At 69.8% G+C, this 25,092-nt stretch carries 21 protein-coding genes; 15 read left to right on the top strand and 6 right to left on the bottom strand.

Annotated elements, in window-relative coordinates; all coding sequences use genetic code 11:
• The first annotated feature begins 22 nt into the window (after window positions 1-22).
• Together deoC and ACQ5SP_RS00965 are read left to right on the top strand one after the other, a co-directional pair.
• Window positions 23-1,075, top strand: coding sequence for a deoxyribose-phosphate aldolase (gene deoC / locus ACQ5SP_RS00970; RefSeq protein WP_430935495.1), 1,053 nt, complete (start codon window positions 23-25; stop codon window positions 1,073-1,075).
• A 4-nt stretch (window positions 1,076-1,079) separates the two neighbouring features.
• Window positions 1,080-3,452 carry an aldehyde dehydrogenase family protein gene (locus tag ACQ5SP_RS00965; protein WP_430935493.1) on the top strand — a complete coding sequence of 791 codons (2,373 nt, stop codon included), beginning with the start codon at window positions 1,080-1,082 and terminating at the stop codon, window positions 3,450-3,452.
• Here ACQ5SP_RS00965 and ACQ5SP_RS00960 read toward each other — a convergent pair whose 3' ends face one another.
• Window positions 3,453-4,046 (bottom strand): DUF1523 family protein, encoded by a 594-nt coding sequence (locus ACQ5SP_RS00960; RefSeq protein WP_430935491.1) that lies wholly within the window; start codon window positions 4,044-4,046, stop codon window positions 3,453-3,455.
• A gap of 129 nt (window positions 4,047-4,175) precedes the next feature.
• Between ACQ5SP_RS00960 and ACQ5SP_RS00955 the strand changes: the two genes are divergently transcribed.
• From ACQ5SP_RS00955 to ACQ5SP_RS00945, 3 genes are all read left to right on the top strand, one after another.
• Window positions 4,176-5,468, top strand: a complete 1,293-nt coding sequence (locus ACQ5SP_RS00955) for an acetylornithine deacetylase/succinyl-diaminopimelate desuccinylase family protein (protein WP_430935489.1) — start codon at window positions 4,176-4,178, stop codon at window positions 5,466-5,468.
• Between the two features lie 77 nt (window positions 5,469-5,545).
• Window positions 5,546-7,021, top strand: a complete 1,476-nt coding sequence (locus ACQ5SP_RS00950; RefSeq protein WP_430935487.1) for an ABC transporter substrate-binding protein — start codon at window positions 5,546-5,548, stop codon at window positions 7,019-7,021.
• Window positions 7,022-7,129: 108 nt separating this feature from the next.
• Complete coding sequence (locus ACQ5SP_RS00945; protein ID WP_430935485.1) at window positions 7,130-8,119, top strand: DMT family transporter; 990 nt, start codon at window positions 7,130-7,132, stop codon at window positions 8,117-8,119.
• Between the two features lie 19 nt (window positions 8,120-8,138).
• Here ACQ5SP_RS00945 and ACQ5SP_RS00940 read toward each other — a convergent pair whose 3' ends face one another.
• On the bottom strand, window positions 8,139-9,353 hold the full coding sequence (locus tag ACQ5SP_RS00940; protein WP_430935483.1) for a M24 family metallopeptidase: 1,215 nt from the start codon (window positions 9,351-9,353) through the stop codon (window positions 8,139-8,141).
• A gap of 315 nt (window positions 9,354-9,668) precedes the next feature.
• Between ACQ5SP_RS00940 and ACQ5SP_RS00935 the strand changes: the two genes are divergently transcribed.
• The 10 genes from ACQ5SP_RS00935 to ACQ5SP_RS00890 all read left to right on the top strand — a co-directional run bounded on the left by ACQ5SP_RS00935 (window position 9,669) and on the right by ACQ5SP_RS00890 (window position 21,060).
• On the top strand, window positions 9,669-10,616 hold the full coding sequence (locus tag ACQ5SP_RS00935) for an ABC transporter permease (RefSeq protein ID WP_430935481.1): 948 nt from the start codon (window positions 9,669-9,671) through the stop codon (window positions 10,614-10,616).
• Window positions 10,613-11,431, top strand: a complete 819-nt coding sequence (locus ACQ5SP_RS00930; protein ID WP_430935479.1) for an ABC transporter permease — start codon at window positions 10,613-10,615, stop codon at window positions 11,429-11,431. The genes ACQ5SP_RS00935 and ACQ5SP_RS00930 overlap by 4 nt, the downstream gene beginning before the upstream one ends.
• Window positions 11,428-13,032 (top strand): ABC transporter ATP-binding protein, encoded by a 1,605-nt coding sequence (locus ACQ5SP_RS00925; protein ID WP_430935477.1) that lies wholly within the window; start codon window positions 11,428-11,430, stop codon window positions 13,030-13,032. Before ACQ5SP_RS00930 ends, ACQ5SP_RS00925 begins: the two co-directional genes overlap by 4 nt.
• Entirely contained in the window at window positions 13,019-14,473 is a 1,455-nt protein-coding gene (locus tag ACQ5SP_RS00920) for an aldehyde dehydrogenase family protein (protein WP_430935475.1), read from the top strand. The genes ACQ5SP_RS00925 and ACQ5SP_RS00920 overlap by 14 nt, the downstream gene beginning before the upstream one ends.
• Before the next feature lie 69 nt (window positions 14,474-14,542).
• Window positions 14,543-14,782, top strand: a complete 240-nt coding sequence (locus ACQ5SP_RS00915) for a zf-TFIIB domain-containing protein (protein ID WP_430935473.1) — start codon at window positions 14,543-14,545, stop codon at window positions 14,780-14,782.
• A 233-nt stretch (window positions 14,783-15,015) separates the two neighbouring features.
• Window positions 15,016-15,756 (top strand): glucose 1-dehydrogenase, encoded by a 741-nt coding sequence (locus ACQ5SP_RS00910; protein WP_430935471.1) that lies wholly within the window; start codon window positions 15,016-15,018, stop codon window positions 15,754-15,756.
• A gap of 7 nt (window positions 15,757-15,763) precedes the next feature.
• Entirely contained in the window at window positions 15,764-16,765 is a 1,002-nt protein-coding gene (locus ACQ5SP_RS00905) for a P1 family peptidase (RefSeq protein WP_430935469.1), read from the top strand.
• Between the two features lie 55 nt (window positions 16,766-16,820).
• A complete protein-coding gene (locus ACQ5SP_RS00900; protein ID WP_430935467.1) occupies window positions 16,821-17,198 on the top strand; it encodes a phosphomannose isomerase type II C-terminal cupin domain in 378 nt (125 codons plus the stop codon).
• A gap of 80 nt (window positions 17,199-17,278) precedes the next feature.
• A complete protein-coding gene (locus tag ACQ5SP_RS00895) occupies window positions 17,279-18,754 on the top strand; it encodes an NAD-dependent succinate-semialdehyde dehydrogenase (protein WP_430935465.1) in 1,476 nt (491 codons plus the stop codon).
• Window positions 18,755-18,900: 146 nt separating this feature from the next.
• Window positions 18,901-21,060, top strand: a complete 2,160-nt coding sequence (locus ACQ5SP_RS00890; RefSeq protein WP_430935463.1) for an esterase-like activity of phytase family protein — start codon at window positions 18,901-18,903, stop codon at window positions 21,058-21,060.
• 84 nt (window positions 21,061-21,144) lie between these two features.
• Here ACQ5SP_RS00890 and ACQ5SP_RS00885 read toward each other — a convergent pair whose 3' ends face one another.
• From ACQ5SP_RS00885 to ACQ5SP_RS00870, 4 genes are all read right to left on the bottom strand, one after another.
• Window positions 21,145-21,621: an Hsp20 family protein gene (locus tag ACQ5SP_RS00885; protein WP_430935461.1), complete on the bottom strand. Its 477-nt coding sequence runs from the start codon at window positions 21,619-21,621 to the stop codon at window positions 21,145-21,147.
• 133 nt (window positions 21,622-21,754) lie between these two features.
• Window positions 21,755-22,540, bottom strand: coding sequence for a trypsin-like serine peptidase (locus ACQ5SP_RS00880; RefSeq protein ID WP_430935459.1), 786 nt, complete (start codon window positions 22,538-22,540; stop codon window positions 21,755-21,757).
• A gap of 88 nt (window positions 22,541-22,628) precedes the next feature.
• The gene (gene glcF / locus ACQ5SP_RS00875; protein WP_430935457.1) at window positions 22,629-23,912 is read right to left on the bottom strand and encodes a glycolate oxidase subunit GlcF; all 1,284 of its coding nucleotides are present in this window, start codon (window positions 23,910-23,912) and stop codon (window positions 22,629-22,631) included.
• 12 nt (window positions 23,913-23,924) lie between these two features.
• Entirely contained in the window at window positions 23,925-25,052 is a 1,128-nt protein-coding gene (locus ACQ5SP_RS00870; protein WP_430936251.1) for an FAD-binding protein, read from the bottom strand.
• Between the last annotated feature and the right edge of the window lie 40 nt (window positions 25,053-25,092).

Genomic DNA, 25,092 nt, shown 5'->3' with positions numbered 1-25,092 from the left:
AGCTTGAAACGCCCCGGCTTCCATGCAACGCTCCGCCGCGATGGCAGCCGAGACGAGGGCTTTCCCCGTGCAGACGTCCACCCACGCGCAGGCCGGGGCCAAGGTGCCCGACCTGCCCCAGGTCCAGCCACAGCGCAACCCCGGGACCGCGCTCGATCTGGACTGGGTCGCTGCCGTGCAGGCCAATACCAGCGCCATCGAACGCCGCGCGAAGACCCTGCCGGGGCGGCGGTCGGTCAAGAAGGACTGGCAGGCCGCGTGGCTACTGCGCGCGATCACGCTGATCGACCTGACGACGCTCGCGGGAGACGACACGCCGGGCCGCGTGCGGCGGCTCTGCGCCAAGGCGCGCCACCCGGTCCGCGACGACCTGCTGGAGGCGCTCGGGATGACCGGGACGAAGCTCACCACGGGGGCGGTCTGCGTCTATCACGAAATGGTGCCGCCCGCGGTCGCCGCGCTTGCGGGCAGCGGTATCCCGGTCGCGGCGGTCTCGACGGGGTTTCCGGCCGGGCTCTCGCCGCTGCATCTCCGGATCGCGGAAATCGAGGAGTCGGTAAAGGCCGGCGCGGACGAGATCGACATCGTGATCTCGCGCCGCCACGTGCTGACCGGCGACTGGCAGGCGCTCTATGACGAGATGCACGCCTTTCGCGCGGCCTGCGGCCCCGCGCATGTGAAGGCGATCCTGGCCACCGGGGAGCTCGGCACGCTGCGCAACGTGGCCCGGGCGAGCCTTGTGTGCATGATGGCCGGGGCCGATTTCATCAAGACCTCGACCGGCAAGGAGCCCGTCAACGCCACCCTGCCCGTCTCGCTGACCATGCTGCGCGCGATCCGCGACTACGGCGCGCGCACCGGCCACGCCGTCGGCTTCAAGCCGGCGGGCGGAATTTCCAAGGCCAAGGATGCGCTGACCTGGATGACCCTGATGAAAGAGGAACTGGGCGACGACTGGCTGCGCCCGCATCTCTTCCGCTTCGGCGCCTCGAGCCTGCTGGGCGATATCGAGCGCCAGCTTGAACACCATGTCACCGGCCATTACTCGGCCGGCTACCGCCATCCGATGGGGTAAGGCCATGACCGTGAAAGAGATCTTCGAGACCATGGACTACGGCCCGGCCCCCGAGGATGCGCGCCCGGCGATGGACTGGCTGGACGGTAACGACCGCCGGTTCGGACTGTTCATCGGTGGCGCGTTCCGCGCGCCTCTTTCCGGGCGGCATTTCGAGACCGTGAACCCGGCAGACGAGGTGACCCTCGCCCATGTGGCCGAAGCCGGGGCCGCGGATGTGGACGCCGCCGTGACTGCGGCCCGCAAGGCCCAGCCCGGCTGGGCTCGGCGCAGCGGGCATGCGCGGGCCCGGCATCTCTATGCCCTGGCCCGGCTGGTGCAGAAACACGCGCGGCTGCTCGCGGTGCTCGAGACGCTCGACAACGGCAAGCCCATCCGCGAGAGCCGCGACATCGATATCCCGCTCGTCGCGCGGCATTTCTACTATCATGCCGGTGCGGCGCAGCTGATGGAAACCGAGATGCCCGGCCAGGCGCCGCTGGGCGTCTGCGGGCAGGTGATCCCGTGGAACTTCCCGCTGCTGATGCTCGCCTGGAAAATCGCCCCGGCTCTGGCCATGGGCAACACGGTGGTGCTGAAACCCGCCGAGCAGACACCGCTGACCGCCCTGCTCTTCGCCGAGATCTGCCGGGAGGCCGGGCTGCCGGCGGGCGTCGTCAATATCCTGACCGGCGCCGGCGAGACCGGCGCCGCGCTGGTCGCGCATGCGGGCGTCGACAAGGTGGCCTTCACCGGGTCCACCACCATCGGTCGGCGCATCCGCGCGGCCACGGCCGGCCAGGGCAAGCGGCTGACGCTGGAACTTGGCGGCAAGTCGCCCTTCATCGTCTTCGACGACGCCGACCTGGACAGCGCCGTCGAGGGCCTGGTGGACGCGATCTGGTTCAACCAGGGCGAGGTCTGCTGCGCCGGCTCGCGGCTGCTGGTGCAGGAAAGCGTGGCGGACGGCTTTTATGCCAGGCTCAGGGCGCGGATGGATAAGCTGCGCGTGGGCGATCCTCTGGACAAGGCCGTGGACGTGGGCGCGATCGTGGATCGCGGCCAGCTCGACCGGATCACGCGACTGGTCGAGGACGGCACCGCCGAGGGCGCGCAGGTGCATCGCACCGCCGCGCCCCTGCCCGAGGGCGGCTGCTACTACCCGCCGACGCTGGTCACCGGCCTCGATCCGGCAGCCCCGCTGATGCAAGAGGAAATCTTCGGCCCGGTGCTGGTCTCCACCACGTTCCGCACCCCCGCCGAGGCCGTGGCGCTGGCCAACAACACCCGCTACGGGCTGGCCGCGAGCGTCTGGTCGGAAAACATCAACCTCGCCCTCGACATCGCGCCGCGGCTGGCCGCGGGCGTGGTCTGGGTGAACGGCACCAACATGTTCGACGCCGCCGCGGGTTTCGGCGGGCGGCGCGAGTCGGGCTTCGGCCGCGAGGGCGGGCGCGAAGGGCTCTATGCCTATACCCGGAAGATCCCGGTGGCGACGCCGAGACGGCTGGTCGCGCGACAGGGTGCAGCGCGCGCCGCCCCGCGCGCCGGCGACGGGATCGACCGCACCGCCAAGCTCTATATCGGCGGCAAGCAGGCCCGCCCGGACGGCGGCTATGCCATGCCCGTCGCCGGGCCGCGCGGCCGGCTCGCCGGGCATGTGGGGCTGGGCAACCGCAAGGATATCCGCAACGCCGTCGAGGCCGCCCGCAAGGCCGATGCCTGGGGGCGGACACATGGCCACCAGCGGGCGCAGATCCTCTACTTCATCGCCGAAAACCTGTCGGCCCGCGCGGACGAGTTCGCCGCGCGCATCCGCACGATGACCGGCCAGCAGGTCAAGGCCGCCACGGCCGAGGTGGACGCCGCGGTGCAGCGGCTCTTCACCTATGCCGCCTGGGCCGACAAGTATGACGGCGCGGCCCATGACGTGCCGATGCGCGGCATGGCGCTGGCCATGAACGAACCGGTGGGGGTGATCGGGGCGATCTGTTCCGACGCGGCGCCGCTGCTCGGGCTTGTGTCGGTGATGGGACCGGCGGTGGCGATGGGCAACACCTGCGTTCTGGTGCCCTCCGAGACCGCCCCGCTGGCGGCGACGGACTTCTACCAGGTGCTCGACACCTCGGACCTGCCGGGCGGCGTCGTCAACATCGTCACCGGCCGCCACGGCGACCTGGCCGGGCCGCTGGCCGGGCATCTCGACGTGGACGCGGTCTGGTGTTTCGGGGCGGCGGAACTTTCCGCCACGATCGAGGCGGAGTCCGCCGGGAACCTGAAGCGGACATGGTTCAATGACGGCCTGGGCCGCGACTGGGCCGGGCCGGATGGCGAGGGGCAGGAGTTTCTGCGCCAGGCGACCGAGGTCAAGAACATCTGGGTGCCCTGGGGCGCGTGATCAGCGCCCCGAGAAGAACCGCCTGACCCGCTGCCACAATCCGCTGGCGCGGTCGCCCATCTCGTCCCAGCTTTCGTCGATATCCTCGAGCACCGGGTCGATGCGGCGGCGCCGGAAACGCTGGATGCGGCGGTAGATCGCAAAAAGCGCCAGGGCCAGAACGGTCAGGAAGATCACGTTGAACCAGGGGAAGAAGCTCGCCGCCGGTCCGGTGACCTCGCGCAGGCTGACCGCGTTCGGGAACATCGAGAAGAGCGGGATCCGCCAGCCGTAATGGGTCACCGCCACCCATTGGTCGGTCTTGGCCAGGCTCTGCGCCTCGGCGGTCAGGTCGCCGGTGTCGAACTTGAAGTAGAAGGGAAACCCCCACCCCGTGTCCTCGTTGCGGTACACGCGCGGGCGGCCTTCCTCGGTCCGGGCATTGATGAACCGCACGTCGCGGCTCATGATCTCGCCGTCGCCGCGGGTGACGTCCTCGCGCTTCACGTCGGTTCCCACGATCTGCACGATGTCGCGCTGCGGCAGCGACCAGTGCAGCAGCCCGACGAAGGCGGCAAGCACGGCGGCGATCACGCCCCATTTCACATAAGCCATGGCACTCTCCTCGTTTGGCGGGCTGATAGCAGCGCGCGGCAGGGCTGGCCATGCCCGATATGGGGCGCGCGGCCCGCGGATGGAAGATGCGGATTGCCGGCACGTTGGGCGGCCGCTAGGCTCCGCGCCATGACCGCACCCGCCGACATGGACCGCCTGACCGCCGAGATCGACGCCCGGCGCGACGATTTGGTCGCCCTGACGCAGGCGCTGATCCGCATTCCCACGCTGAACCCGCCGGGCCGGCATTACCGCGACATCTGCGAGGCGCTGAAGCCCCGGCTGCATGCCGCGGGATTCACGGTGCAGCTGCTGCGGGCCGAAGGCGCGCCGGCCGACAGCGACAAGTACCCGCGCTGGAACCTCCTTGCCCGGCGCGAGGGCACGCGCCCCGGGGACTGCGTTCATTTCAACGGCCACACGGACGTGGTCGAGGTCGGCCAGGGCTGGTCGACCGACCCCTTCGGCGGCACGGTGAAGGACGGCCGCGTCTATGGCCGCGGGGCCTGTGACATGAAAGGCGGCATCGCCACGGCGATCGTCGCCGCGGAGGCCTTCGTCGCCTGCTTTCCGGACCATGCCGGCGCTATCGAGATCTCGGCCACGGCGGACGAGGAATCGGGCGGCTACGGCGGCGTCGCCTGGATGGCGGACCAGGGCTATTTCACGCCCGAGCGCGTCCAGCACGTGATCATCCCCGAACCGCTGAACAAGGACCGCGTCTGCCTCGGCCACCGGGGCGTCTGGTGGGCCGAGATCGAGACCAAGGGACGAATCGCGCACGGCTCGATGCCGTTCCTGGGCGACTGCGCGGTGCGCCACATGGGGGCCGTCCTCGCCGAGATGGAGACCCACCTCTTCCCGCTGCTCGCCTCGAAGCACACCGATATGCCGGTGGTGCCGGACGGGGCGAAGCAATCCACCCTGAACATCAACTCGATCCATGGCGGCGAGCCGGAACACGAGGCGGGCTATGACGGCTTTCCCGCGCCCTGCGTGCCGGACCGCTGCCGCATCGTGATCGACCGCCGCTTCCTGATCGAGGAGGATATCGCCACCGTGAAGGCCGAGATCCGCGCGATGATGGAGCATATCAAGGCGGGCCGGCCGGGTTTCGACTACGAGATCCGGGACATGCACGAGGTGGTGCCGTCCATGACCGAGCGCGACGCGCCCGTTGTCCGGACCGTCAGCGCCGCGATCGAGCGCGTGCTGGCCCGCGCGCCGGATTACGTCGTCAGCCCCGGAACATACGACCAGAAGCACATCGACCGGATCGGGCGCATGAAGAACTGCATCGCCTATGGCCCGGGGATCCTCGACCTGGCCCACCAGCCGGACGAATGGGTCGGGATCGACGACATGGCCGACAGCGCGAAGGTGCTGACGCTGACGCTGGCCGAACTGCTGCTGGCGCGCTGACCGCGCCCGGCACTTCCCAAGCCGCGGGCTTTCGGGATAGCCTGCGGCCAAAGACAGACCCACGGGGAGGGACATTCATGTTGAAGCGCCTGACAACCGCCGCCGCCGCCGCGCTGCTGGCCGGCGCGACCGCCGCCGCCGCCCAGACCGACATCACGATCGGGATGCAGCTGGAGCCGCCCAACCTGGACCCGACCGGCGGCGCCGCGGCCGCCATCGACGAGGTCGTCTACGCCAATATCTTCGAGGGTCTTACCCGCTACCAGGCCGACGGCTCGATCGCGCCGGCCCTGGCCGAGAGCTGGGAGATTTCCGGCGACGGCGCGGTCTACACCTTTGACCTGCGCGCGGGCGTGACCTTCCACGACGGCTCCGAGATGACCGCCGAGGACGTGAAATTCACGCTCGACCGCGCCCGCGCCGAGGAGTCGACCAACGCGCAAAAGGCGCTCTTCGCCGGGATCACCGATGTCGAGGTGATCGATCCGCTGACCGTGCGGGTCACGCTCTCGGCGCCGGATGGCGGCTTCCTGACCAAGATGGCCTGGGGCGACGCGGTGATCGTGGCGCCCGAATCCATCGACCAGGCCGCGACCGCGCCGGTCGGCACCGGCCCCTTCATGTTCGAGGAATGGGTCAAGGGCGACCGGGTCGAGATCGTGCGCAACCCCGATTACTGGGGCGAGGCCCCGGCGCTCGAGTCCGCGACCTTCAAGTTCATCTCGGACCCGACGGCGGCGTTCTCGGCCATGATGGCCGAGGACATCGACGCCTTCCCGGGCTATCCCGCCCCCGAGACGCTGGCCCAGTTCGAGGCCGATCCGCGGTTCCAGCTGCTGATCGGCTCGACCGAGGGCGAAACGATCCTGTCGACCAACAACGCCGACGCGGTGCTGTCGGACATCCGCGTTCGGCAGGCCATCGCCCACGCGATCGACCGCCAGGAGATCATCGACGGGGCGATGTTCGGGTACGGCACGCCCATCGGCACCCATTTCGCCCCGCATCACCCCGATTACGTGGATCTGACCGGCCAATCCGCCCATGATCCGGACAAGTCCCGCGCGCTGCTGGAAGAGGCCGGCCATGGCGAGGGCCTGACGCTCTCGCTGAAACTGCCGCCGCCCTCCTACGCCCGCCGCGGCGGAGAGATCGTGGCCGCGCAGCTGCGCGCGGTGGGGATCGAGACCGAGATCGAGAACCTGGAATGGGCCCAGTGGCTGGAGCAGGTCTTCAAGGGCACGGATTACGACCTGACCATCGTCAGTCACACCGAGCCTATGGATATCGGCATCTATGCCCGGCCGGAGTACTACTTCAACTACGACAGCCCGGAGTTCCAGGCGCTGATGAATGCGCTGACCCAGGCGACCGACCCGGCGAAACGCTCCGAGCTGATGCAGGCCGCCCAGCGCCACATCGCCGACGACTACGTGAACGGGTATCTCTTCCAGCTCGCCCGGACGGGCGTGGCCCGGGCGGAGCTGCGCGGGCTCTGGGAAAACGCGCCGACCCAGGCGAACGATCTCACCGGCGTCTACTGGGAAGAGTGACACCGACCGTCGCCGGCCGCCCGCCCGTGCCGCACACTTGACGGCGCGGGAGGCCGGTGCGAACCATCGGGCTGAGCCGGGCCATTTCGCCCGGCCCGGGACCCGACCATGACAACGCCAGAGAGTACCGCGCCCGACCGGCCGGCCGTCGGCATCGCCCTTATCCTGTTGGGCGTGACGGCCATCTCGGTCAACGACATGCTGATCAAGCAGCTCTCGGGCGGCTACCCGCTGCATCAGCTGGTCTTCACGCGTTCGGCCATCGCGCTGGTCTTCACGCTGACGCTGGTGCAGCTCGAAGGCGGCTGGCGGCTGCTCAAGACAGACCGGCCGCTGCTGCATCTCTTCCGCGGTCTCTGCATCGTGGTGGCGAACATGTCCTTCTTCGCCGCCATTGCCGTGCTGCCCCTGGCCGAGGCGACGGCGCTCTTTTTCGCCGCGCCCCTCTTCATCACGGTGCTGTCGGTCCCGATCCTCGGCGAGAAGGTCGGACCGCTCCGGATCGGGGCGGTCGTGGTCGGTTTCCTCGGGGTGGTGATCATGCAGCGCCCCTGGGCCGGCGAGGCCGCGCTCGACGTGCCGCGGGCCGTGCTGCTGCTGCCGGTCTTCGCCGCGCTCATGTACGCGATGATGCAACTCATGACCCGCAAGCTCGGCGTCGGCGCGCGGGCCTCGGCGATGGCGGTCTACATCCAGGGCAGCTTCCTGCTGGTCTCGGCGCTGTTCTGGCTCGTGGCCGGCGACGGGCGCTTCGCCGCCGGGATGGAAAACGAGAGCCTGCGTTTCCTGCTGCGGGCGTGGATCTGGCCCGAGGGCACGGACCGCTGGCTGTTCCTCGGTCTCGGGCTCTGCTCGGCGGTGATCGGCTATTGCCTCTCGGCGGCCTATCGCATCGCCAGCGCGGCGACGGTCGCCCCCTTCGAATATGTCGGGCTGCCGCTGGCGGTGCTCTGGGGCTGGGCGATCTGGGGCGATCTGCCCGCCCCCGAGGTCTGGGCCGGTATCGCGCTGATCGTGGGCGCGGGGCTCTTCGTCTTCCTGCGCGAGCGTCAGAAGGCCCGCCCGGTGGCCAGCCGGCGGCCCGCGCGGCGCCACTGACGCCGCGCGGGCCTGCCGCCTATCCAACCACGTTGAACGCCGGGCCGTAGGGATAGCCGGTGATGTTCTCGGCCCCGTCCGCGGTCACCACGAGGATGTCGTGCTCGCGGTAGCCGCCCGCGCCCGGCTGACCGTCCGGGATCGTAAGCATCGGCTCCATCGACACGACCATGCCGGGTTCCAGCACGGTGTCGATGTCCTCGCGCAGCTCGAGGCCGGCTTCGCGGCCGTAGTAATGGCTGAGAATCCCGAAGCTGTGGCCGTAGCCGAAGCTGCGATACCGCAGCAGATCGCGGTCGGCGAAGAAGGCGTTGATCTCGGCGGTGATGCCGGAACAGCTCGCCCCCGGCCGGATCAGCGAGATGCCGAGCTCGTGGGCCGCGACGTTGGCCTCCCAGATCTCGCGCGACGCCGGGTCGACCGCGCCGAGGAACATCGTGCGCTCCAGTGCCGTGTAGTAGCCCGAGATCATCGGGAAGGTATTGAGGCTCAGGATATCGCCCCGCGCGAGGGCGCGCCCGGTGACCGGGTTGTGCGCCCCGTCGGTGTTGAGACCCGACTGGAACCAGACCCAGGTGTCGCGGTACTCGGCCTCGGGAAAGCGGCGCGCGATCTCGCGCTCCATCGCGTCGCGTCCGGCCATGGCGACGTCGATCTCGCGCGTGCCTTCGCGGACCGCCTCGCGGATCGCGTAGCCGCCGACATCGGCCACCGCGGCGCCCTGGCGGATCAGGTCGATCTCGGCGGGCGATTTGTGCATGCGCTGGCGCATGGTGGCCGGGGCGATGTCCACCGTCGCGGCCGGGGCAAGGAACGCCTGCAGCTTCCCGGACTGTTCCAGCGTGAGGTGATCGCCCTCGTAGCCGATCCGCCCGCCGGTGCCCGCGACCGACCGGACCGCGCGCCAGAAATTGTCGCGCGCCCAATCGGTATAGGTGATGTTGTCGCCGGCCGAGCGGCGCCAGGGCTGGCCCGCGTCGATCCCGGCCGAGATCGTCACGCAATCCGCCGGCGTGACCACGCAGGCATAGGGCCGCCCGAAGGCGCAGTAGAGAAAGCCGGCGTAATAGGCGACGTTCTGCATCGAGGTGAGAACCACGGCCGTCACGCCCGCCTCGTCCATCGCCGCGCGCAGCCCGGCCAGCCGCGCGGCGTATTCTTCCGCCGCGAACGGCAGCGCGGCCTTCTCGCCGTTGTGGAAACGATAGAATTCCGGTCTCTGGGTATCTGTCATCTTCGACCTCCGTCCACGGGGGCCGGTGCGCCCGGACCCCTCGAAAGGTCCCGGCGTGCAGGACGACAGCGGGCGATCCGCCCGCGAGCGCGGGGCCACGTGCCGGCCCCGGTGGCGACGCCATCGCCACGGCTCGGCGCCGTTATCGGATGGAATCACCGGCCTGGCAAGCCCGGCGCGCCCTTCGGGCGCGGATTTCATGCGCGCCGCGCGGGGGATATTTGGACCACTTGGACGGGCCGGTCGCGCTTCGGGCTGGACCCCCGTGCAGGCCGCGCCTAGGCTCGGGCCGGACCAGGGAGGACCCTCGCCGGAATGCTCCGCTTCGCCATCTCGCGCCTCGTCTCGCTGGGGCTGAGCCTGATCGTCGCGAGCCTCGTGATCTTCGCGGTGATCGAGGGGGTTCCGGGCGACCCGGCGGCCTTCATGCTGGGTCTGAACGCAGATCCGGCCGCGGTCGCCGCGCTGCGGGAAGAACTGGGACTGGGCGGCAGCCTGCCGGCCCGCTACCTCGACTGGATCGGCGGCATGCTGCGGGGCGATTTCGGCATCTCCTACACCTACCGCGTGCCGGTGGCCGACCTGGTGGCGGCCCGGCTCTGGGTGTCGCTGCCGCTGGCGGCCTACGCGCTGGCCCTCTCGACGGCGATCGCCTTTCCGGTGGGCCTGATCGCGGCGGCGCGGCGCGGCACCGCCGTGGACGCCGGCATCATGGGGGCCACGCAGCTGGGCATCGCGGTGCCGAATTTCTGGTTCGCGATGCTGCTGGTGCTGGTCTTCGCGATCCAGTTGCGGCTGTTCTCGGCGGGCGGCTTCCCCGGCTGGGACGAGGGGATCTGGATCAACGTCAAGGCGCTGACCCTGCCGGCGGTGGCGCTGGCGCTGCCGCAAGCCTCGATTCTCGCCCGCGTGATGCGCTCGAGCGTGCTGGAGACGCTCGGCCAGGACTACATCCGCACCGCGCGGGCCAAGGGGCTGACCCGGCGCCAGGCGGTGTTCCGTCACGCGCTCCGGAACGCGATGATCCCGGTGCTGACCATTATCGGGCTCCAGTTCTCGTTCCTGCTGGCCGGCGCGATCATCATCGAGAACGTCTTTTTCCTGCCGGGTCTCGGGCGGCTCATCTTCCAGGGAATCACGCAGCGCGACCTGGTCGTCGTGGAGTCGGTCGTGATGCTGCTGGTCTTCGCGGTCATCACCGTCAATTTCCTGGTCGATCTCGCCTATGCCGCGGTCGACCCGCGGCTGCGGAGGCGGCGATGAGGTGGCCGCCGGCCCTGCTGCTTGGGGGGGCGCTGACCGCGGTCTTCGCGGTCGCGGCGCTCGTGTCCTTCGTCTGGACGCCGCACGGGGTCGAGGGGCTCAACATCGCCGAGAAACTCCGGACGCCCGGCGCCACCTACTGGCTCGGCACCGACCATTTCGGGCGCGACATCCTGTCGATGCTGATGGTGGGTGCGCGGACATCGATCGCGGTGGCGATCGTGGCCGTCGGCATGGGCGTGATGCTCGGCGTGCCGCTGGGGCTGCTGGCCGCCGCCCGGCGCGGCGGGCTCGTGGACGAGGTGGTGATGCGGGGCAACGACCTGATCTTCGCCTTTCCGGCGCTGGTGATCGCGATCCTGATCACGGCGGTGTTCGGGCCATCGGCGCTGAACGCGATCCTGGCCATCGGCATATTCAACACGCCGGTCTTCGCGCGGGTCACCCGCGGCGCGGCGCTGAGCCTCTGGACGCTGGACTACATCCTTGCCGCGCGCGTCGCGGGCAAGGGCGGTTTTCGCATCTCGGTCGAGCATATCCTGCCCAATATCGCCAACCTTCTGATCGTGCAGGCCACGATCCAGTTCTCGCTCGGCATCCTGGCCGAGGCCGGGCTCAGCTATGTCGGGCTCGGGGCGCAGCCGCCGACGCCGTCCTGGGGCCGGATGCTGGCCGAGAGCCAGACGATGATCTCTTTCGCGCCCCATCTCGCGATCTTCCCCGGGCTGGCCATCGTGCTGACGGTTCTGGGATTGAACCTGATAGGTGACGGCCTGCGCGACCTGCTCGACCCCAGGCTCCGGAGGGCGCGATGAGCCTGCTCTCGGTCGAGACCCTGTCGCTCGCCATCAGGGCAGAGCCGATCCTGCGGGACGTCTCCTTCGAGATCGGCGCGGGCGAGGTCTTCGGGCTCGTGGGCGAGAGCGGATCGGGGAAATCGATGACGGCGCTCGCCCTGATGCAGCTGCTGCCCGACGGCGCCCGGGCCGAAGGCGCGGCGCGCTTCGGCGGGCGCGACCTGCTCTCTCTCGGGGAGCGGGCGATGTGCGGGCTGCGCGGCAACGAGATCGGGATGATCTTCCAGGAGCCGATGACCGCGCTCAACCCGGTGCAGACCGTCGGCGACCAGGTGGCCGAAACGCTGATCGTGCACGGCGCGGCCGACCGCGCCGGCGCGGCCGCGGCCGCGCGGGACCGCCTGGCGCGGGTCGGGCTGCCGGCGGAGCGTTTCCCGCTGTCGCGGTATCCGCACGAACTCTCGGGCGGGCAGCGCCAGAGGGTCTGCATCGCCATGGCGGTGGCGTTGCGGCCGAAGCTGCTGATCGCCGACGAGCCCACGACGGCGCTCGACGTGACGACCCAGGCGCAGATCCTCGATCTGCTGAAGGGGCTCGTCGCCGAGGAGGGCATGAGCCTGATGCTGATCACCCACGATCTCGCGGTGGTCTCCGGCATGGCCGATCACGTCGCGGTCATGCAGGACGGACGGATCGTCGAGGCGGCCGCGACCGAGACGCTTTTCCGGCGCAGGGCGCATCCCTATACCGACCGGCTCTTCGCGGCGACGGCCCATGTGCCCGAACGCCACGGCGCGCCCCGCGAAACGCCGCTGCTGGACGTGCGCGGGGCGGTGCGCGACTACGCGCTGCCGGGCACCCGGCTCTTCGGCGCAGCGCCGACGTTTCGGGCGGTCGACGGGGTCAGCTTTACCCTGCACGCGGGCGAGAGCCTCGGGCTGGTCGGGGAATCCGGCTGCGGGAAATCCACGCTGACACGCGCGATCCTCGGGCTGGAAGAGCTGCAAGGGGGCAGGATCACGCTGGACGGCGCGACCGTGCATGCGGGACGCCGCATGCCGGCGACGCTGCGGCGCAAGATGCAGGTGGTGTTCCAGGATCCCTTCGGCTCGTTCAACCCGCGCCATCGCGTGGCCCGGCTGGTGGCCGAGCCATTCCACCTGCTCGACCATGCGCCCGAGGACCGCGACGACCGGATCGCCGGGGCGCTGGAGGCGGTGGGCCTGTCCCCCGCCGACGGGGCGCGCTACATCCACGAGTTCTCGGGCGGGCAGCGCCAGCGTATCGCGATCGCCCGGGCGCTGATCATCCGGCCCAAGCTGATCGTGCTGGACGAGGCGGTCTCGGCGCTCGACGTGTCGATCCGGGCGCAGATCCTCGATCTGCTGGCCGATCTGCAGGGGCGCTTCGGGCTCTCCTACCTGTTCATCAGCCATGACCTGACGGTGGTGCGCGCCATCACCGACCGGGTGCTGGTGATGAAGGCCGGCGAGATCGTCGAGGAAGGCCGGACCGAGACGGTTTTCGACGCACCCGCCCATCCCTACACGCGGCAACTGATCGCGGCCGCCCCGGCCATCCCGGCCCACTGGACGGAGGACAGACATGGCACTGGATAAACTCTGGTTTGACCCGGAACAGCTCTTTATAGGGGGGCGCTGGCAGCCGCCAGAGGGCCGCGCGACCCTGCCGCTGGAAGATCCCTCCAGCGGCTCCGGGATCGGGGCCATCGCACGCGGCGGGGCGGCGGACATCGACGCCGCCGTGGCCGCGGCCCGGGCCGCGCGCGACGGCGACTGGGGCCGGATGACGGCGACCGAGCGCGGCCGCATCCTGTCCCGCATCGGCCAGCTGGTCGCCGCGCGGGCCGACACGCTTGCCGAGATCGAGGCGACGGATGTCGGCAAACCGCTGAAGCAGGCCCGCGCGGACGCCCTCGCGCTGGCGCGCTACATGGAATTCTACGGCGGCGCGGCCGACAAGGTCATGGGCGAGACGATCCCCTATCTCGACGGGTACACGGTCTACACCCTGCGCGAGCCGCATGGCGTGACGGGCCATATCGTGCCCTGGAACTACCCGATGCAGATCATCGGCCGGTCCGTCGGCGCGGCGCTGGCGATGGGCAATGCCTGCGTCCTCAAGCCCGCCGAGGAGGCCTGCCTCACCGCGCTGGCCTTCGCCCATATCGCCGCCGAGGCCGGCCTGCCCACGGGCGCGCTGAACGTGGTGCCGGGCCTGGGCGAAGAGGCCGGCGCCGCCCTGGCCGGGCACCCGGGCGTCGATCACCTGAGCTTCACCGGCTCCGTGGGCGTTGGGGCGCTGGTGCAGACCGCGGCGGCCCGCAACATCGTCCCGGTCACGCTGGAGCTCGGGGGCAAATCCCCGCAGCTGGTCTTTGCCGACGCCGATCTCGACGCGGCGCTGCCCTTCCTGGTGAACGCGGGCATCCAGAACGCCGGGCAGACCTGTTCCGCCGCCTCGCGCATCCTGGTGGAGCGGCGCATCCATGACGCACTGCTGTCCCGCATGGCCGACCGCTACCGCGCGCTGCGCACCGGACCCGCGGTGGCCGATCTCGACGTGGGACCGCTGATCTCGGCCCGGCAGAAACAGATCGTCGAGGGATACCTGGACCGGGCCGGCGATCTGACCGAGGCCGCGCGCGGCGAAATCGTCGGCAACGCGCCCGGCGGCGGTCACTACGTCGCGCCGGTCCTGCTGGCCGGCGTGACGCCCGGGCATGTCCTGGCACGCGAGGAAATCTTCGGCCCCGTGCAGTGCGTCATCCCGTTCGACGACGAGGACGAGGCGGTCGCCATCGCGAACGGCACCGATTACGGGCTGGTGGCCAGCGTCTGGTCGCGGGACGGCGGGCGGCAGATGCGGCTGGCCAAGCGGCTGCGCGCCGGCCAGGTCTTCGTCAACAATTACGGCGCGGGCGGCGGGGCCGAACTGCCCTTCGGCGGCGTCGGGAAATCCGGCCATGGCCGTGAGAAGGGCTTCGAGGCGCTCTACGGGTTCTCGGCGCTCAAGACGGTGGCGGCGCATCACGGCTGAGTGACTTGCCGCGGCCCGGTCCTGCCCCCATCTGAGCGGGTGTATCCCAGTGACGGAGGACCCGCTCCCATGAAGTGCCCTATCGACGGAGAGACCCTGGTGATCGCGGATCGCAGCGGCGTCGAGATCGACTACTGCCCGAAATGCCGCGGCGTCTGGCTGGACCGGGGTGAACTCGACAAGATCATCGAGCGCGCCGCCCCGCCGCCGCCGCCCCAGCCCGAACGGGCCCCGCGCTACGACGACCCGCAGCGCCCCTACAAGCGCAAGAAAAAGGAAAGCTTCCTGAGCGAGCTCTTCGACTTCTGATCGAGGCGCAACGGAGCATTCCGATGCTCGCACGGGCCCGCGCGGCCGTGCTGGCAGGGCCGTGATGTGCTTCTGCACGTCGCCCGGCTTCGCCATCGCCATGGCGATCGGCGCACCGATCCGCCGGCCGGCGCGGCGCATGGCCGGCGAACTGGCCTGCCAGGGGTGACCCACCCTTGCCTTTCACGCCCGGCTGGCGAACAGTCGGGCGGACAGACGGGAGGCGGGACGACATGAGACTTCACGGAAAAACGGCGATCGTCACCGGCGGAGGCTCGGGCTTCGGGGCCGGGATCGCGCGAAAATTCGCGGCCGAGGGCGCGACCGTCATGGTGGCCGACATCAACGCGCAGGCGGCCCGGGAGATCGCGGCCGAACTGGGCGGGGTGGCGCAGGCGGTCGATGTCTCGGACAGCGACAGCGTGGCCGCGATGTGCGCCGCCGCGCTGGACGCCTGGGGGCGGGTCGACATTCTCGTCAACAATGCCGGCATCACCCATGAGCGCGGCGCCCTCGAGGACGTGCCCGAGGACGCCTTCGACCGGGTTTTCGCGGTGAATTGCAAATCGGTCTACCTGACCGCGCGGCACGCCGTCCCGGCGATGAAGAAAGCCGGGCATGGCACGATCCTGAACGTTGCCTCGACGGCCGGGATCAGCCCGCGTGCGCAGCTCAACTGGTACAACGCCTCCAAGGGCTGGATGATCACCGCGACCAAGACCATGGCGGTGGAGCTTGCCCCCGACGGCATCCGGGTCAACGCGCTGGCCCCCGTCGCCGGAGAGACCCCGCTGCTGGCCAGCTTCATGGGCGGCGACACGCCCGAGACGCGGGCGAAGTTCCTTTCCACCATTCCGCTCGGCCGGTTCTCGACACCCGGGGACATGGGCAACGCGGCCTGCTATCTCTGCTCGGACGAGGCAGGGATGGTGACGGGCGCCGTGCTCGAGGTCGATGGCGGGCGCTGCATCTGAGGCCGCGATGAAACCGGGCAAACGCAACCTGATCACCGACGTGCCGGGCCTGAAGGTCGGCAACGCGTCCGACGACCGGCTGAAATCGGGCGTGAGCGTTCTGCTTGGCGATGCGCCCTTCACCGCTGCCGTCCACGTCATGGGCGGGGCCCCCGGCACGCGCGAGACCGACCTGCTGGCCCCGGACCGGCTGGTGCAGGAGGTAGACGCGCTGGTGCTGTCGGGCGGGTCGGCCTTCGGGCTCGACGCGGCCTCGGGCGTGGCCGACGGGCTGCGCGCCATGGGCCGCGGCTTCGCCGTGGGCGATGCGCGGGTGCCGATCGTGCCCGGCGCGATCCTGTTCGACCTGTTGAACGGGGGCGACAAGGCCTGGGCCGACAACCCTTACAAGCCGCTCGGGCGGGCGGCGCTCGATGCCGCGGGCGCCGCGTTCGCGCTCGGCAGCACGGGGGCGGGCTGCGGGGCGACGACGCAGGACCTGAAAGGCGGACTCGGATCGGCCTCGGTGGTGATGGAGAACGGGATTACCGTGGGCGCGCTGGTCGCGGTCAATGCCCTCGGGTCGGTGATCCAGCAGGGCCGGCCAAATTTCTGGGCGGCGCCCTACGAGATGGATGACGAGTTCGGCGGGCTCGGCATGGCCGCCGACTGGCAGCCGGGCCACGAGCCGGACCCGGCCGCCCAGGTCGATACCGGCGGCAACACCACCATAGCGATCGTGGCGACCGACGCCCGGCTGACCCAGGCCGAGGCGACGCGGCTGGCCACCGCCGCCCATGACGGCATGGCCCGCGCCATCGTCCCGAGCCACACGCCCTTCGACGGCGACCTGGTCTTCGCCGCCGCCACGGGCGCGCGGCCCTTGCCGGACCCGACCTGGGACCCGCTGCGCCTGGGACACGCGGCGGCGCTCTGCCTGGCGCGGGCCATCGCGCGCGGCGTCCACGCGGCGCAACCGGCGCCCGGCGACACGCATCCGACCTGGCAGGCGCGTTTCGGAGGCCCTTAAGCGCACGTTAACCGCCTTTTCCCTAGCCTTGCCCCCATTCCAAGGGGGAGGCCCGATGACACAGACAGTTCCGGTTCCGGCAAGCCTGCTCGACAGCCTCAAGGCGCGCTGGCGCCCCACGCGCTGGGGCGGCGAGCATGTCGCCAGCCACCATCCGCGCTGCCTCGTGCGCCACCGCGTGATCCGTCCCGGCGCCCGCACCGAGACGGAGGCGCATTTCCACCGTGTCGAGCACTGGGTCGTGCTGCAGGGCGCGGCGCGCGCCAGCGTCGACGACGAACCGCGCGACCTGCTCGAGGGCGATACCCTCGATCTCGCGGTCGGCGCCCGGCACTGGATCGAGAATCCCGGCCGGGTCGACCTGCACCTGATCTCGATCGAGATGGGCGGCTACCTGGAAGACGACGACGTGATCCCCGCGACGGGGCACTGACGCGGCGCGCGGGCATCTTGCGGATGGCAAGGGGCTGTGGCACCCATTCCCCAGCCATTCCAGATAGCGGAGACCGAGCCATGCGCGACACGACAGACCTGATTTCCATGCTGAAGGACCCCGATCTGCTGCGCGCACAGGCCTATGTCGCGGGCGCGTGGATCGATGCCGGGGACGGCGCCACCTTCGACGTGACCAATCCCGCCCGCGGCGACGTGCTGACGCCGGTCGCCGATCTCGGCGTGGCCGAGGTCCGCCGCGCCATCGAGGCCGCGCGCGATGCACAGAAGGCCTGGGCCGCCAAGACCGGCAAGGAGCGCGCGGCGATCCTGCGCAAGTGGTACGATCTCATGGTCGAGAACGCCGACGATCTTGCCGTGATCCTGACCGCCGAGATGGGCAAGCCCCTGGCCGAGGCCAAGGGCGAGATCCTCTACGGCGCCTCCTTCATCGAGTGGTTCGGCGAGGAAGCCAAGCGCGTCTACGGCGAGACGATCCCCGGCCACCAGCCCGACAAGCGCATCGTGGTGCTTAAGCAACCCGTGGGCGTCGCGGCCTCGATCACGCCGTGGAACTTCCCCAACGCGATGATCGCGCGCAAGGTGGCGCCCGCGCTGGCCGCCGGCTGCGCCTTCGTCGCGCGACCCGCCTCGGAAACGCCGCTTTCGGCGCTCGCCATGGCGGTCCTCGCCGAGCGCGCCGGCGTGCCCAGGGGGGTGCTGTCCGTCGTGACCTCGTCCAGGGCCTCCGCCATCGGCAAGGAATTCTGCGAGAACCCGATCATCGCGAAGATCACCTTCACCGGCTCGACCGAGGTGGGCCGCATCCTGATGCGCCAGTCGGCCGACCAGATCAAGAAGGCCTCGATGGAGCTCGGCGGCAACGCGCCCTTCATCGTCTTCGACGACGCCGATCTCGACGCCGCGGTCGAGGGCGCGATGATCTCCAAGTACCGCAATAACGGCCAGACCTGCGTCTGCGCCAACCGCATCTACGTGCAGGCCGGCGTCTACGACGCCTTCGCCGAGAAACTCGCCGCGGCCACGCGCAGGATGCAGGTGGGCGACGGGTTCGAGGACGGCACCACCGCCGGGCCGCTGATCACCGAGGATGCCGTCAAGAAGGTCGAGGAGCACATCGCCGACGCGCTTTCCAAGGGCGCCAAGATCGTCGCCGGCGGCAAGCGCCACGAGAAGGGCGGCACCTTCTTCGAACCGACCGTTCTGACGGGCGTGACCCAGGACATGAAGGTCAGCACCGAGGAAACCTTCGGCCCCGTCGCACCGCTCTTCCGCTTCGAGAACGAGGAGGACGTGATCGCCAAGGCCAACGACACGATCTTCGGCCTGGCCTCCTATTTCTACGCCAGCGATCTCGGCCGCGTCTGGCGGGTCGCCGAGGCGCTGGAATACGGCATGGTCGGCATCAACACCGGCCTGATCTCGACCGAGGTGGCGCCCTTCGGCGGGGTCAAGCAGTCCGGGCTGGGCCGCGAGGGCTCGCGCCACGGCATCGACGAGTTCACCGAGATGAAATATCTCTGCATGAGCATCTGAAGCCGTTGCAAACACGCATGCCCGCCGGGCCCGGTGACCGCACCGGGCCCGGCGGCGCATTTTACAGAACCGCTAGACATCCGTCACGCGCATGTCATGGATTGACGTCACTCCGGGATCGCAGACACCCATAACCGGAGTGCACCATGTCCCCGAAGCTTCTGACTGCCAGCTCGGCGCTGGCACTGGTTGCGGCGCTTCCCGCCGCGGCCGAGATGAATTTCAACCGCATCGCGTCCTTCCCGGTCGCATCCAACTGGTCCGGCGCCGCGCCGGACGAAACCGCGCCCGAGATCATCTCGGTCACGGCCGACGGGATGACGCTGGTCTACTCCGACAGCCCCGGCGGCGTGATCGGAGCGATCGACATCACCGACCCGGCCAACCCCAAGCCTCTCGGCGTGATGGAAATGGACGGCGAGCCGACCGCGGTCTCGATCATCGGCACCACCGCCTTCGTGGGCATCAACACCTCGGAAAGCTACACCCAGCCATCGGGCATGGTGAAGGCCATCGACGTGCCCTCCATGACCGAGCTGGCGCGCTGCGACCTGGGCGGCCAGCCCGATTCGACCGCCGCTGCGCCGGACGGCTCCTTCATCTCGATCGCCATCGAGAACGAGCGTGACGAAGACGCCGGCGACGGCCGCGTGCCCCAGATGCCCGCCGGAAACCTGGTGATGATCGACGTGACCGACGGTACGCTCGACTGCACCAGCCTGACCCGGGCCGACCTGACCGGCCTGGCCGATGTCGCCCCGGAAGACCCCGAGCCGGAATTCGCCGACATCAACGGGCTGGGCGAGACCGCGGTGACGCTGCAGGAGAACAACCACATCGCCGTCGTCGCACGCGACGGCTCGATCGTGTCGCATTTCTCGGCCGGCGGCGTGGATCTCGACAACATCGACGTCGAGGACGAGCGCGCCGCGCTGACCTTCACCGCCAGCCAGAAGAACCGCCTGCGCGAGCCTGACGGGCTGCAGTGGATCGACGACGACCATTTCGCCATCGCCAACGAGGGCGACATGGACGGCGGCGCGCGCGGCATGACCATCTTCCACAAGGACGGCACGGTCGTCTGGGAAAGCGGCACCAGCTTCGAGCATGCCATCGTCCAGATCGGCCATTACCCGGACAAGCGGTCGGACTCGAAGGGTGTCGAACCCGAGGGCATGGAATTCGCGGTCTTCAACGGCACGCCCTATGTCTTCCTTCTCGCCGAGCGGTCCTCGATCATCGGCGTCTACGACGTGACCGATCCCGCCAACCCGGTCCTGACCCAGTTGCTGCCCTCGGGCATCTCGCCCGAAGGCGCGGTGGCCATTCCCGAGCGCGGCCTCCTCGCCACGGCGAACGAGTATGACGGCCTCGAGGACGGCGCGGCGCGCGCCCATGTGATGATCTTCGAATACCAGGACGCGCCCGCGGTCTATCCGCACCTGACCTCGGAAGGCGCCGACAGGCTGATCGGCTGGGGTGCGAATTCCGGCATGGTCGCGGCCGAGGACGGCACGATCTACGCGGTGAACGACAGCTTCTACGCCTTCCAGCCGACGATCTTCCACATCGACCCCGGCCAGACCCCGGCCCGGATCGTGGACGCCATTCCGGTGACGCGCGCCGGCCGCCCGGCGCAGCTGATGGACATGGAAGGCATCACGCTCGACGGCGAGGGCGGCTTCTACGTGGTCTCCGAAGGTCGGCCGGGCCGCGGCATCCTGCATGCGATCTACCACGTCGCGGCCGATGGCGAGATCGCCGAGGTCATCCCCTTCCCCAAGGAGTTGATGGCCGTCGAACGCCGGCACGCGTCCGAAGGCATCACAAGGCTCGGCGACACGCTCTGGATCGCGATCCAGCGTGAATGGGACGATGATCCGAAGAACCACGTCAAGCTGGTCTCCTACAACCTCGAGACCGGCGAATGGGGCGCGGTGCATTATCCCAAGGCCGAGCCGGCGACCGGCTGGGTGGGCCTGTCGGAGATTACCGCCCATGGCGATCACGTCTACGTCATCGAGCGGGACAACCAGCATGCCGATGCCGCGGTGACCAAGAAGATCTTCCGCGTCTCGCTGGACCAGATGCAGCCCGCGCCGCTCGGCGGCACGCTGCCGGTGGTGACCAAGGAAGAGGTCCGCGACCTGATCCCCGAACTCACCGCGACGGGCGGCTACGTGCTCGACAAGGTCGAAGGCCTGGCCATCCAGGCCGACGGAACCGCCTGGGTCTCGACCGACAACGACGGCGTGGACGATCATTCCGGCGAGACGATGTTCTTCTCGATCGGCAAGATCGACTGAGCCGGAAACGCGAAGGCTCCCGCAGCACTGCGGGAGCCCCGGGCGTCAGGGCGCGCGGGTCCCCCCGCGCGCTTTCGCCGTTTTTCAGGCCTCGGCCTTGTCCTGTTCCAGCGCTCCGGCCGACACCCCGTCGCCGCTGGCGATCTGGATCCGGCGCGGCTTCAGCGCCTCGGGCACCTCGCGCTGCAGATCGATGTGCAGCATGCCGTTTTCATGGACGGCACCGGTCACCCTGACGTGGTCGGCCAGCTGGAACCGCTTCTCGAAGGCCCGCGTCGCGATCCCGCGATGCAGGAAGGTGCGGTCGCGGTCTTGCTCGGTCTCGGCCTTGCGGGCCGACACGATCAGCGCGTTCTCGCGAACCTCGACCGAAAGGTCGTCATCCGAGAACCCGGCCACCGCCACGGAAATGCGGTAGGCGTCATCGGCGGTTTTCTCGATGTTGAAGGGCGGATAGCCGGTCTGGCCGATATCCTGGGAAAGCACGCGGTCCAGCAGATCAGCGAACTGGTCGAACCCGACGGTGGACCGGTAGAGCGGGGACAGATCGAATGTACGCATAACGTCATCCTCCTTTGAGCGATGTCTGTCGATGCGACCCTCCCGAAGGCAGGGCCAATCAGCCGCCCGGACCCGGTTTCCGGCGTCCGGACGAGGCTGATTTGGGCGCGCGCGGCGCGGCTTTCAAGAGGTCTCAGGGCTCCTGCGCGGTGCCGGAGACGGGGCGCACGTTCTGCGGCCGGGTCGCCTTCGTCTCGAGCGCGCGCAGCACCTCCTGGAGCGGCTCCGGCAGCGCCGTGCCCAGCGCCACCTTGCGCTCGCGCCACCGGGCCTTGGCCGAGACGACCGACACGATCCGCGGCATGCCGTCGGTCTCGATGAAGACCGGCGCGCCCGAAGAGCCGAAATCGACGTCGCAGGACAGGACCAGGACGCCCGGATCCTTGCCCAGAACATGGCACTGCTTCTCGAGCGACAGCGCGTTGTCGCGGTTCATGGCATAGGAGACCAGCTCGACGCTGTCGCCGATCTCCGGCGCGCGCCCGGCGCTGAAGGGCGGCACGCCCTCCGCGGCGATCGGGCGGTCGAGCTGGATGACGGCGAGATCCCGGGCGGCCCGATCGATCCGGTTATGGCCGGCATAGACGTAGTCGGGATGGATCACGACCTGGCGCGCCCGCCGCTGGGCGGCGGCCTCGCCGTTCCGCCATCCGGCCAGGAACGCGACCCGGCTGTCCGCGATCCGGTCCCCGGACTGCCTGTCATACATGCAATGCGCCGCGGTCAGCACCAGCTCGGGCGAAATCAGCGTTCCGGTGCAGAACCCCGCCCCGTCAAGGTTCACGCGGCCCACGCCCTCCCAGCCGCGGCTCCGGTCCGCGGTATCGAGGGTCGTCAGGCTGGCGGCGTCGGTGCTGTTGACCGGGCCGACGGCGACATAAACCCAGATCGAAACGATAAGCAGCGCGATAAGGCGCATTCCTCGGACCTCTTCACCGGCTATTGGGTGCTGGCCGGGATAGCCCCGCGGTTTGGCGACATTATGGCGACCAAGCGGAAAGCTTGGATCAGCCGAGCGCCGGCGGGCGCGGCCCGCCCGTGGCCCAGTCCAGCAATTCGACCGTGTGCACCACGGGGATCGCGGTGCCGCCGCCGATCTGCATCATGCAGCCGATATTGCCCGCGGCGATGACCTCGGGGGCCTTCGCCTCCAGCGTCCGCACCTTGCGGGCCTTGAGCTGCTTGGAGATCTCGGGCTGCATCAGGTTGTAGGTGCCCGCGCTGCCGCAGCAAAGATGGCTGTCCGCCGGTTCCACCACCTCGAACCCGGCGGCTTTCAGAAGGGTCTTCGGCGCGGCGGTGATTTTCTGGCCGTGCTGGAGCGAACAGGCCGCGTGATAGGCCACGCGCATCGGGGACGCGCCCTCCGCCGGCAGATCGAGGGTCGCCAGCAGTTCGGTCACGTCCATCGCGATCTCCGATACCGCCCGCGCCTCCGCGGCCAGGGCCTCATCGCGGAACATGTGCCCGTAATCCTTGACGGTGGTGCCGCAGCCGCTGGTGTTGATCACCACCGCGTCGAGCCCCTCGCCCTGCATCTCGCGGTTCCAGGCGCGGATGTTCCGCGCCGCGCTCGCATGGCTCTCGCCGGTCTTTCCCATGTGGTGGGTCAGCGCGCCGCAGCAGCCCTGCCCTTCGGCCACCACGACCTCGCAGCCCAGCCGGGTCAGCAGCCGGATCGTCGCGTCGTTGATATCGGTGTTGAGCGCGCGCTGCGCGCAGCCCGTCATCAGCGCCACGCGCTTCTTGCGCGGGCCTTCGGCGGGGAAGACCTGCGGATCGTCGTTGCGGCTGACCGGCGGGATCGTTTTCGGGGCCATTTCCAGCATCGCCTTCAGCCGTGCATCCGGCATCAGGAAGGCGAAGGGCCGCCCGATCTTCGCGCCCAGCAGCGCGAGGCGGAACCGGGTCGGATGGGGCAGGATGCGGGCCAGCATCCAGCGCAGCGCGCGTTCGCGCCAGGGGCGCCTGTAGGTCTGTTCTATGTATTCCCGGGCATGATCGACCAGGTGCATGTAATGGACGCCCGACGGGCAGGTGGTCATGCAGGCCAGGCAGCTGAGACAGCGATCGATATGCTTGACCGTCTTCTCGTCAGCGGGCCGCCCCTTCTCGAGCATGTCCTTGATCAGGTAGATCCGCCCGCGCGGGCTGTCGAGTTCGTCGCCCAGCACCTGGTAGGTCGGGCAGGTCGCCGTGCAGAACCCGCAATGCACGCAGGCCCGCAGGATCTCGTTGGACCGCGCGGTGGCGGCATCCGCCAGCTGTTCGGGGGTAAAGTTCGTCTGCATCTCGCCTCCGCCTCAGCCCGTCAGGCCGGGATTGAACAGGCCCTTCGGGTCGAACTTGGCCCGGAGCCCCGCGCTGATCCGCGCCAGCGCCGGAACCTCGGGCTGGAAGGGCGGGATCCGCGCCCGCGTCTCCGCCGACGCCCGGACGAGCGTGGCGTGGCCCGCATAGGTCCCGAGCGCCGCGCGCGCATCGGTGCCCTCGGGCATCAGCGCCCAGACGAGCCCGCCGCCCCAGTCGTAGAGCAGCGCCGCCGCCCCGAGCCGTTCGGCCAGCGCGGGCGCGTCGCCCGGCTTCACCGACAGCCGCCAGACATCGCCCGCGCGCCCGTGGAAATCGGCCACGTCGCGCACCCCGGTCCAGGCCTCCGCCACCCGGTCGGGATCGGTTTCCACCGCGACCGCGCCCGCATCGCCGAGCAACGCCGACAGGCGCCTCGCGCGATAGGCCACAGAGCTTTCGAAGCCCTCGATCCGGATCAGCGTCTCCGGCGCGCCCGCCGCGCCCAGGGGCCTGTGCGCCGCACCCGTCACCTCGAAGGGCGACCCCAACGCGCGGGCAAGAACGGCCACCGCCGCCGCGTCCGACAGGCCGCGGATCGTCAGCGTCGCCGCGGCCGCCGGCGCCGGCAGCACCTTGAAGGAGACCTCCGTCAACACGCCCAGCGTGCCGTGGCTCCCGGCCATGAGCTTCACCAGGTCGTAGCCGGTGACGTTCTTCATCACCCGCCCGCCATTCTTGACCACCGCCCCGGTGCCGTCGACGAAGCGCAGGCCGAGCAGGAAATCCCGGCAGGCCCCGACCGAGATGCGCCGCGGGCCCGAAACATTGGCCGCCGCGGCGCCGCCGATGGTGGGCGTGCCCTCCGTGCCCAGCAGGCCGCGATGGTCCATCGGCTCGAAGGCCAGGCGCTGACCCTCGGCGGCCAGCGCCGCCTCGATCTCGGCCAGCGGCGTGCCCGCGCCGGCCACCATGGTCAGCGCGCCCGGCTCGTAAAGCCGCACGCCGCTCAGCCCCGCCGTGCTGAGCGCCGCGCCGGTCACCGGGCGCCCGACCGGACGCGTGCCCCCGCCCTGGATGCGGAACGGGTCGCGCGCCGCGCGCACGGCCTCGGCCAGCGCCTCTTCTGTTTCCGGTGTCATCATTCCAAGTGGTCCAAGTATCCCGGGGGTCCGGGGGCAG

The sequence above is a fragment of the Rhodovulum sp. YNF3179 genome (assembly GCF_050586465.1).
Taxonomy (GTDB): Bacteria; Pseudomonadota; Alphaproteobacteria; order Rhodobacterales; family Rhodobacteraceae; genus CAJXYS01.
The sequence above is the reverse complement of the archived record's forward strand: the minus strand, read 5'-3'. Positions and strand labels throughout refer to the sequence as shown.

Excerpts from the sequence above, each read along its gene's own strand:
- deoC (WP_430935495.1), top strand. The coding sequence starts at position 23 with ATGCAACGCTCCGCCGCGATGGCAGCCGAGACGAGGGCTTTCCCCGTG.
- ACQ5SP_RS00965 (WP_430935493.1), top strand. The coding sequence starts at position 1,080 with ATGACCGTGAAAGAGATCTTCGAGACCATGGACTACGGCCCGGCCCCC.
- ACQ5SP_RS00960 (WP_430935491.1), bottom strand. The coding sequence starts at position 4,046 with ATGGCTTATGTGAAATGGGGCGTGATCGCCGCCGTGCTTGCCGCCTTC.
- ACQ5SP_RS00955 (WP_430935489.1), top strand. The coding sequence starts at position 4,176 with ATGACCGCACCCGCCGACATGGACCGCCTGACCGCCGAGATCGACGCC.
- ACQ5SP_RS00950 (WP_430935487.1), top strand. The coding sequence starts at position 5,546 with ATGTTGAAGCGCCTGACAACCGCCGCCGCCGCCGCGCTGCTGGCCGGC.
- ACQ5SP_RS00945 (WP_430935485.1), top strand. The coding sequence starts at position 7,130 with ATGACAACGCCAGAGAGTACCGCGCCCGACCGGCCGGCCGTCGGCATC.
- ACQ5SP_RS00940 (WP_430935483.1), bottom strand. The coding sequence starts at position 9,353 with ATGACAGATACCCAGAGACCGGAATTCTATCGTTTCCACAACGGCGAG.
- ACQ5SP_RS00935 (WP_430935481.1), top strand. The coding sequence starts at position 9,669 with ATGCTCCGCTTCGCCATCTCGCGCCTCGTCTCGCTGGGGCTGAGCCTG.
- ACQ5SP_RS00930 (WP_430935479.1), top strand. The coding sequence starts at position 10,613 with ATGAGGTGGCCGCCGGCCCTGCTGCTTGGGGGGGCGCTGACCGCGGTC.
- ACQ5SP_RS00925 (WP_430935477.1), top strand. The coding sequence starts at position 11,428 with ATGAGCCTGCTCTCGGTCGAGACCCTGTCGCTCGCCATCAGGGCAGAG.
- ACQ5SP_RS00920 (WP_430935475.1), top strand. The coding sequence starts at position 13,019 with ATGGCACTGGATAAACTCTGGTTTGACCCGGAACAGCTCTTTATAGGG.
- ACQ5SP_RS00915 (WP_430935473.1), top strand. The coding sequence starts at position 14,543 with ATGAAGTGCCCTATCGACGGAGAGACCCTGGTGATCGCGGATCGCAGC.
- ACQ5SP_RS00910 (WP_430935471.1), top strand. The coding sequence starts at position 15,016 with ATGAGACTTCACGGAAAAACGGCGATCGTCACCGGCGGAGGCTCGGGC.
- ACQ5SP_RS00905 (WP_430935469.1), top strand. The coding sequence starts at position 15,764 with ATGAAACCGGGCAAACGCAACCTGATCACCGACGTGCCGGGCCTGAAG.
- ACQ5SP_RS00900 (WP_430935467.1), top strand. The coding sequence starts at position 16,821 with ATGACACAGACAGTTCCGGTTCCGGCAAGCCTGCTCGACAGCCTCAAG.
- ACQ5SP_RS00895 (WP_430935465.1), top strand. The coding sequence starts at position 17,279 with ATGCGCGACACGACAGACCTGATTTCCATGCTGAAGGACCCCGATCTG.
- ACQ5SP_RS00890 (WP_430935463.1), top strand. The coding sequence starts at position 18,901 with ATGTCCCCGAAGCTTCTGACTGCCAGCTCGGCGCTGGCACTGGTTGCG.
- ACQ5SP_RS00885 (WP_430935461.1), bottom strand. The coding sequence starts at position 21,621 with ATGCGTACATTCGATCTGTCCCCGCTCTACCGGTCCACCGTCGGGTTC.
- ACQ5SP_RS00880 (WP_430935459.1), bottom strand. The coding sequence starts at position 22,540 with ATGCGCCTTATCGCGCTGCTTATCGTTTCGATCTGGGTTTATGTCGCC.
- glcF (WP_430935457.1), bottom strand. The coding sequence starts at position 23,912 with ATGCAGACGAACTTTACCCCCGAACAGCTGGCGGATGCCGCCACCGCG.
- ACQ5SP_RS00870 (WP_430936251.1), bottom strand. The coding sequence starts at position 25,052 with ATGACACCGGAAACAGAAGAGGCGCTGGCCGAGGCCGTGCGCGCGGCG.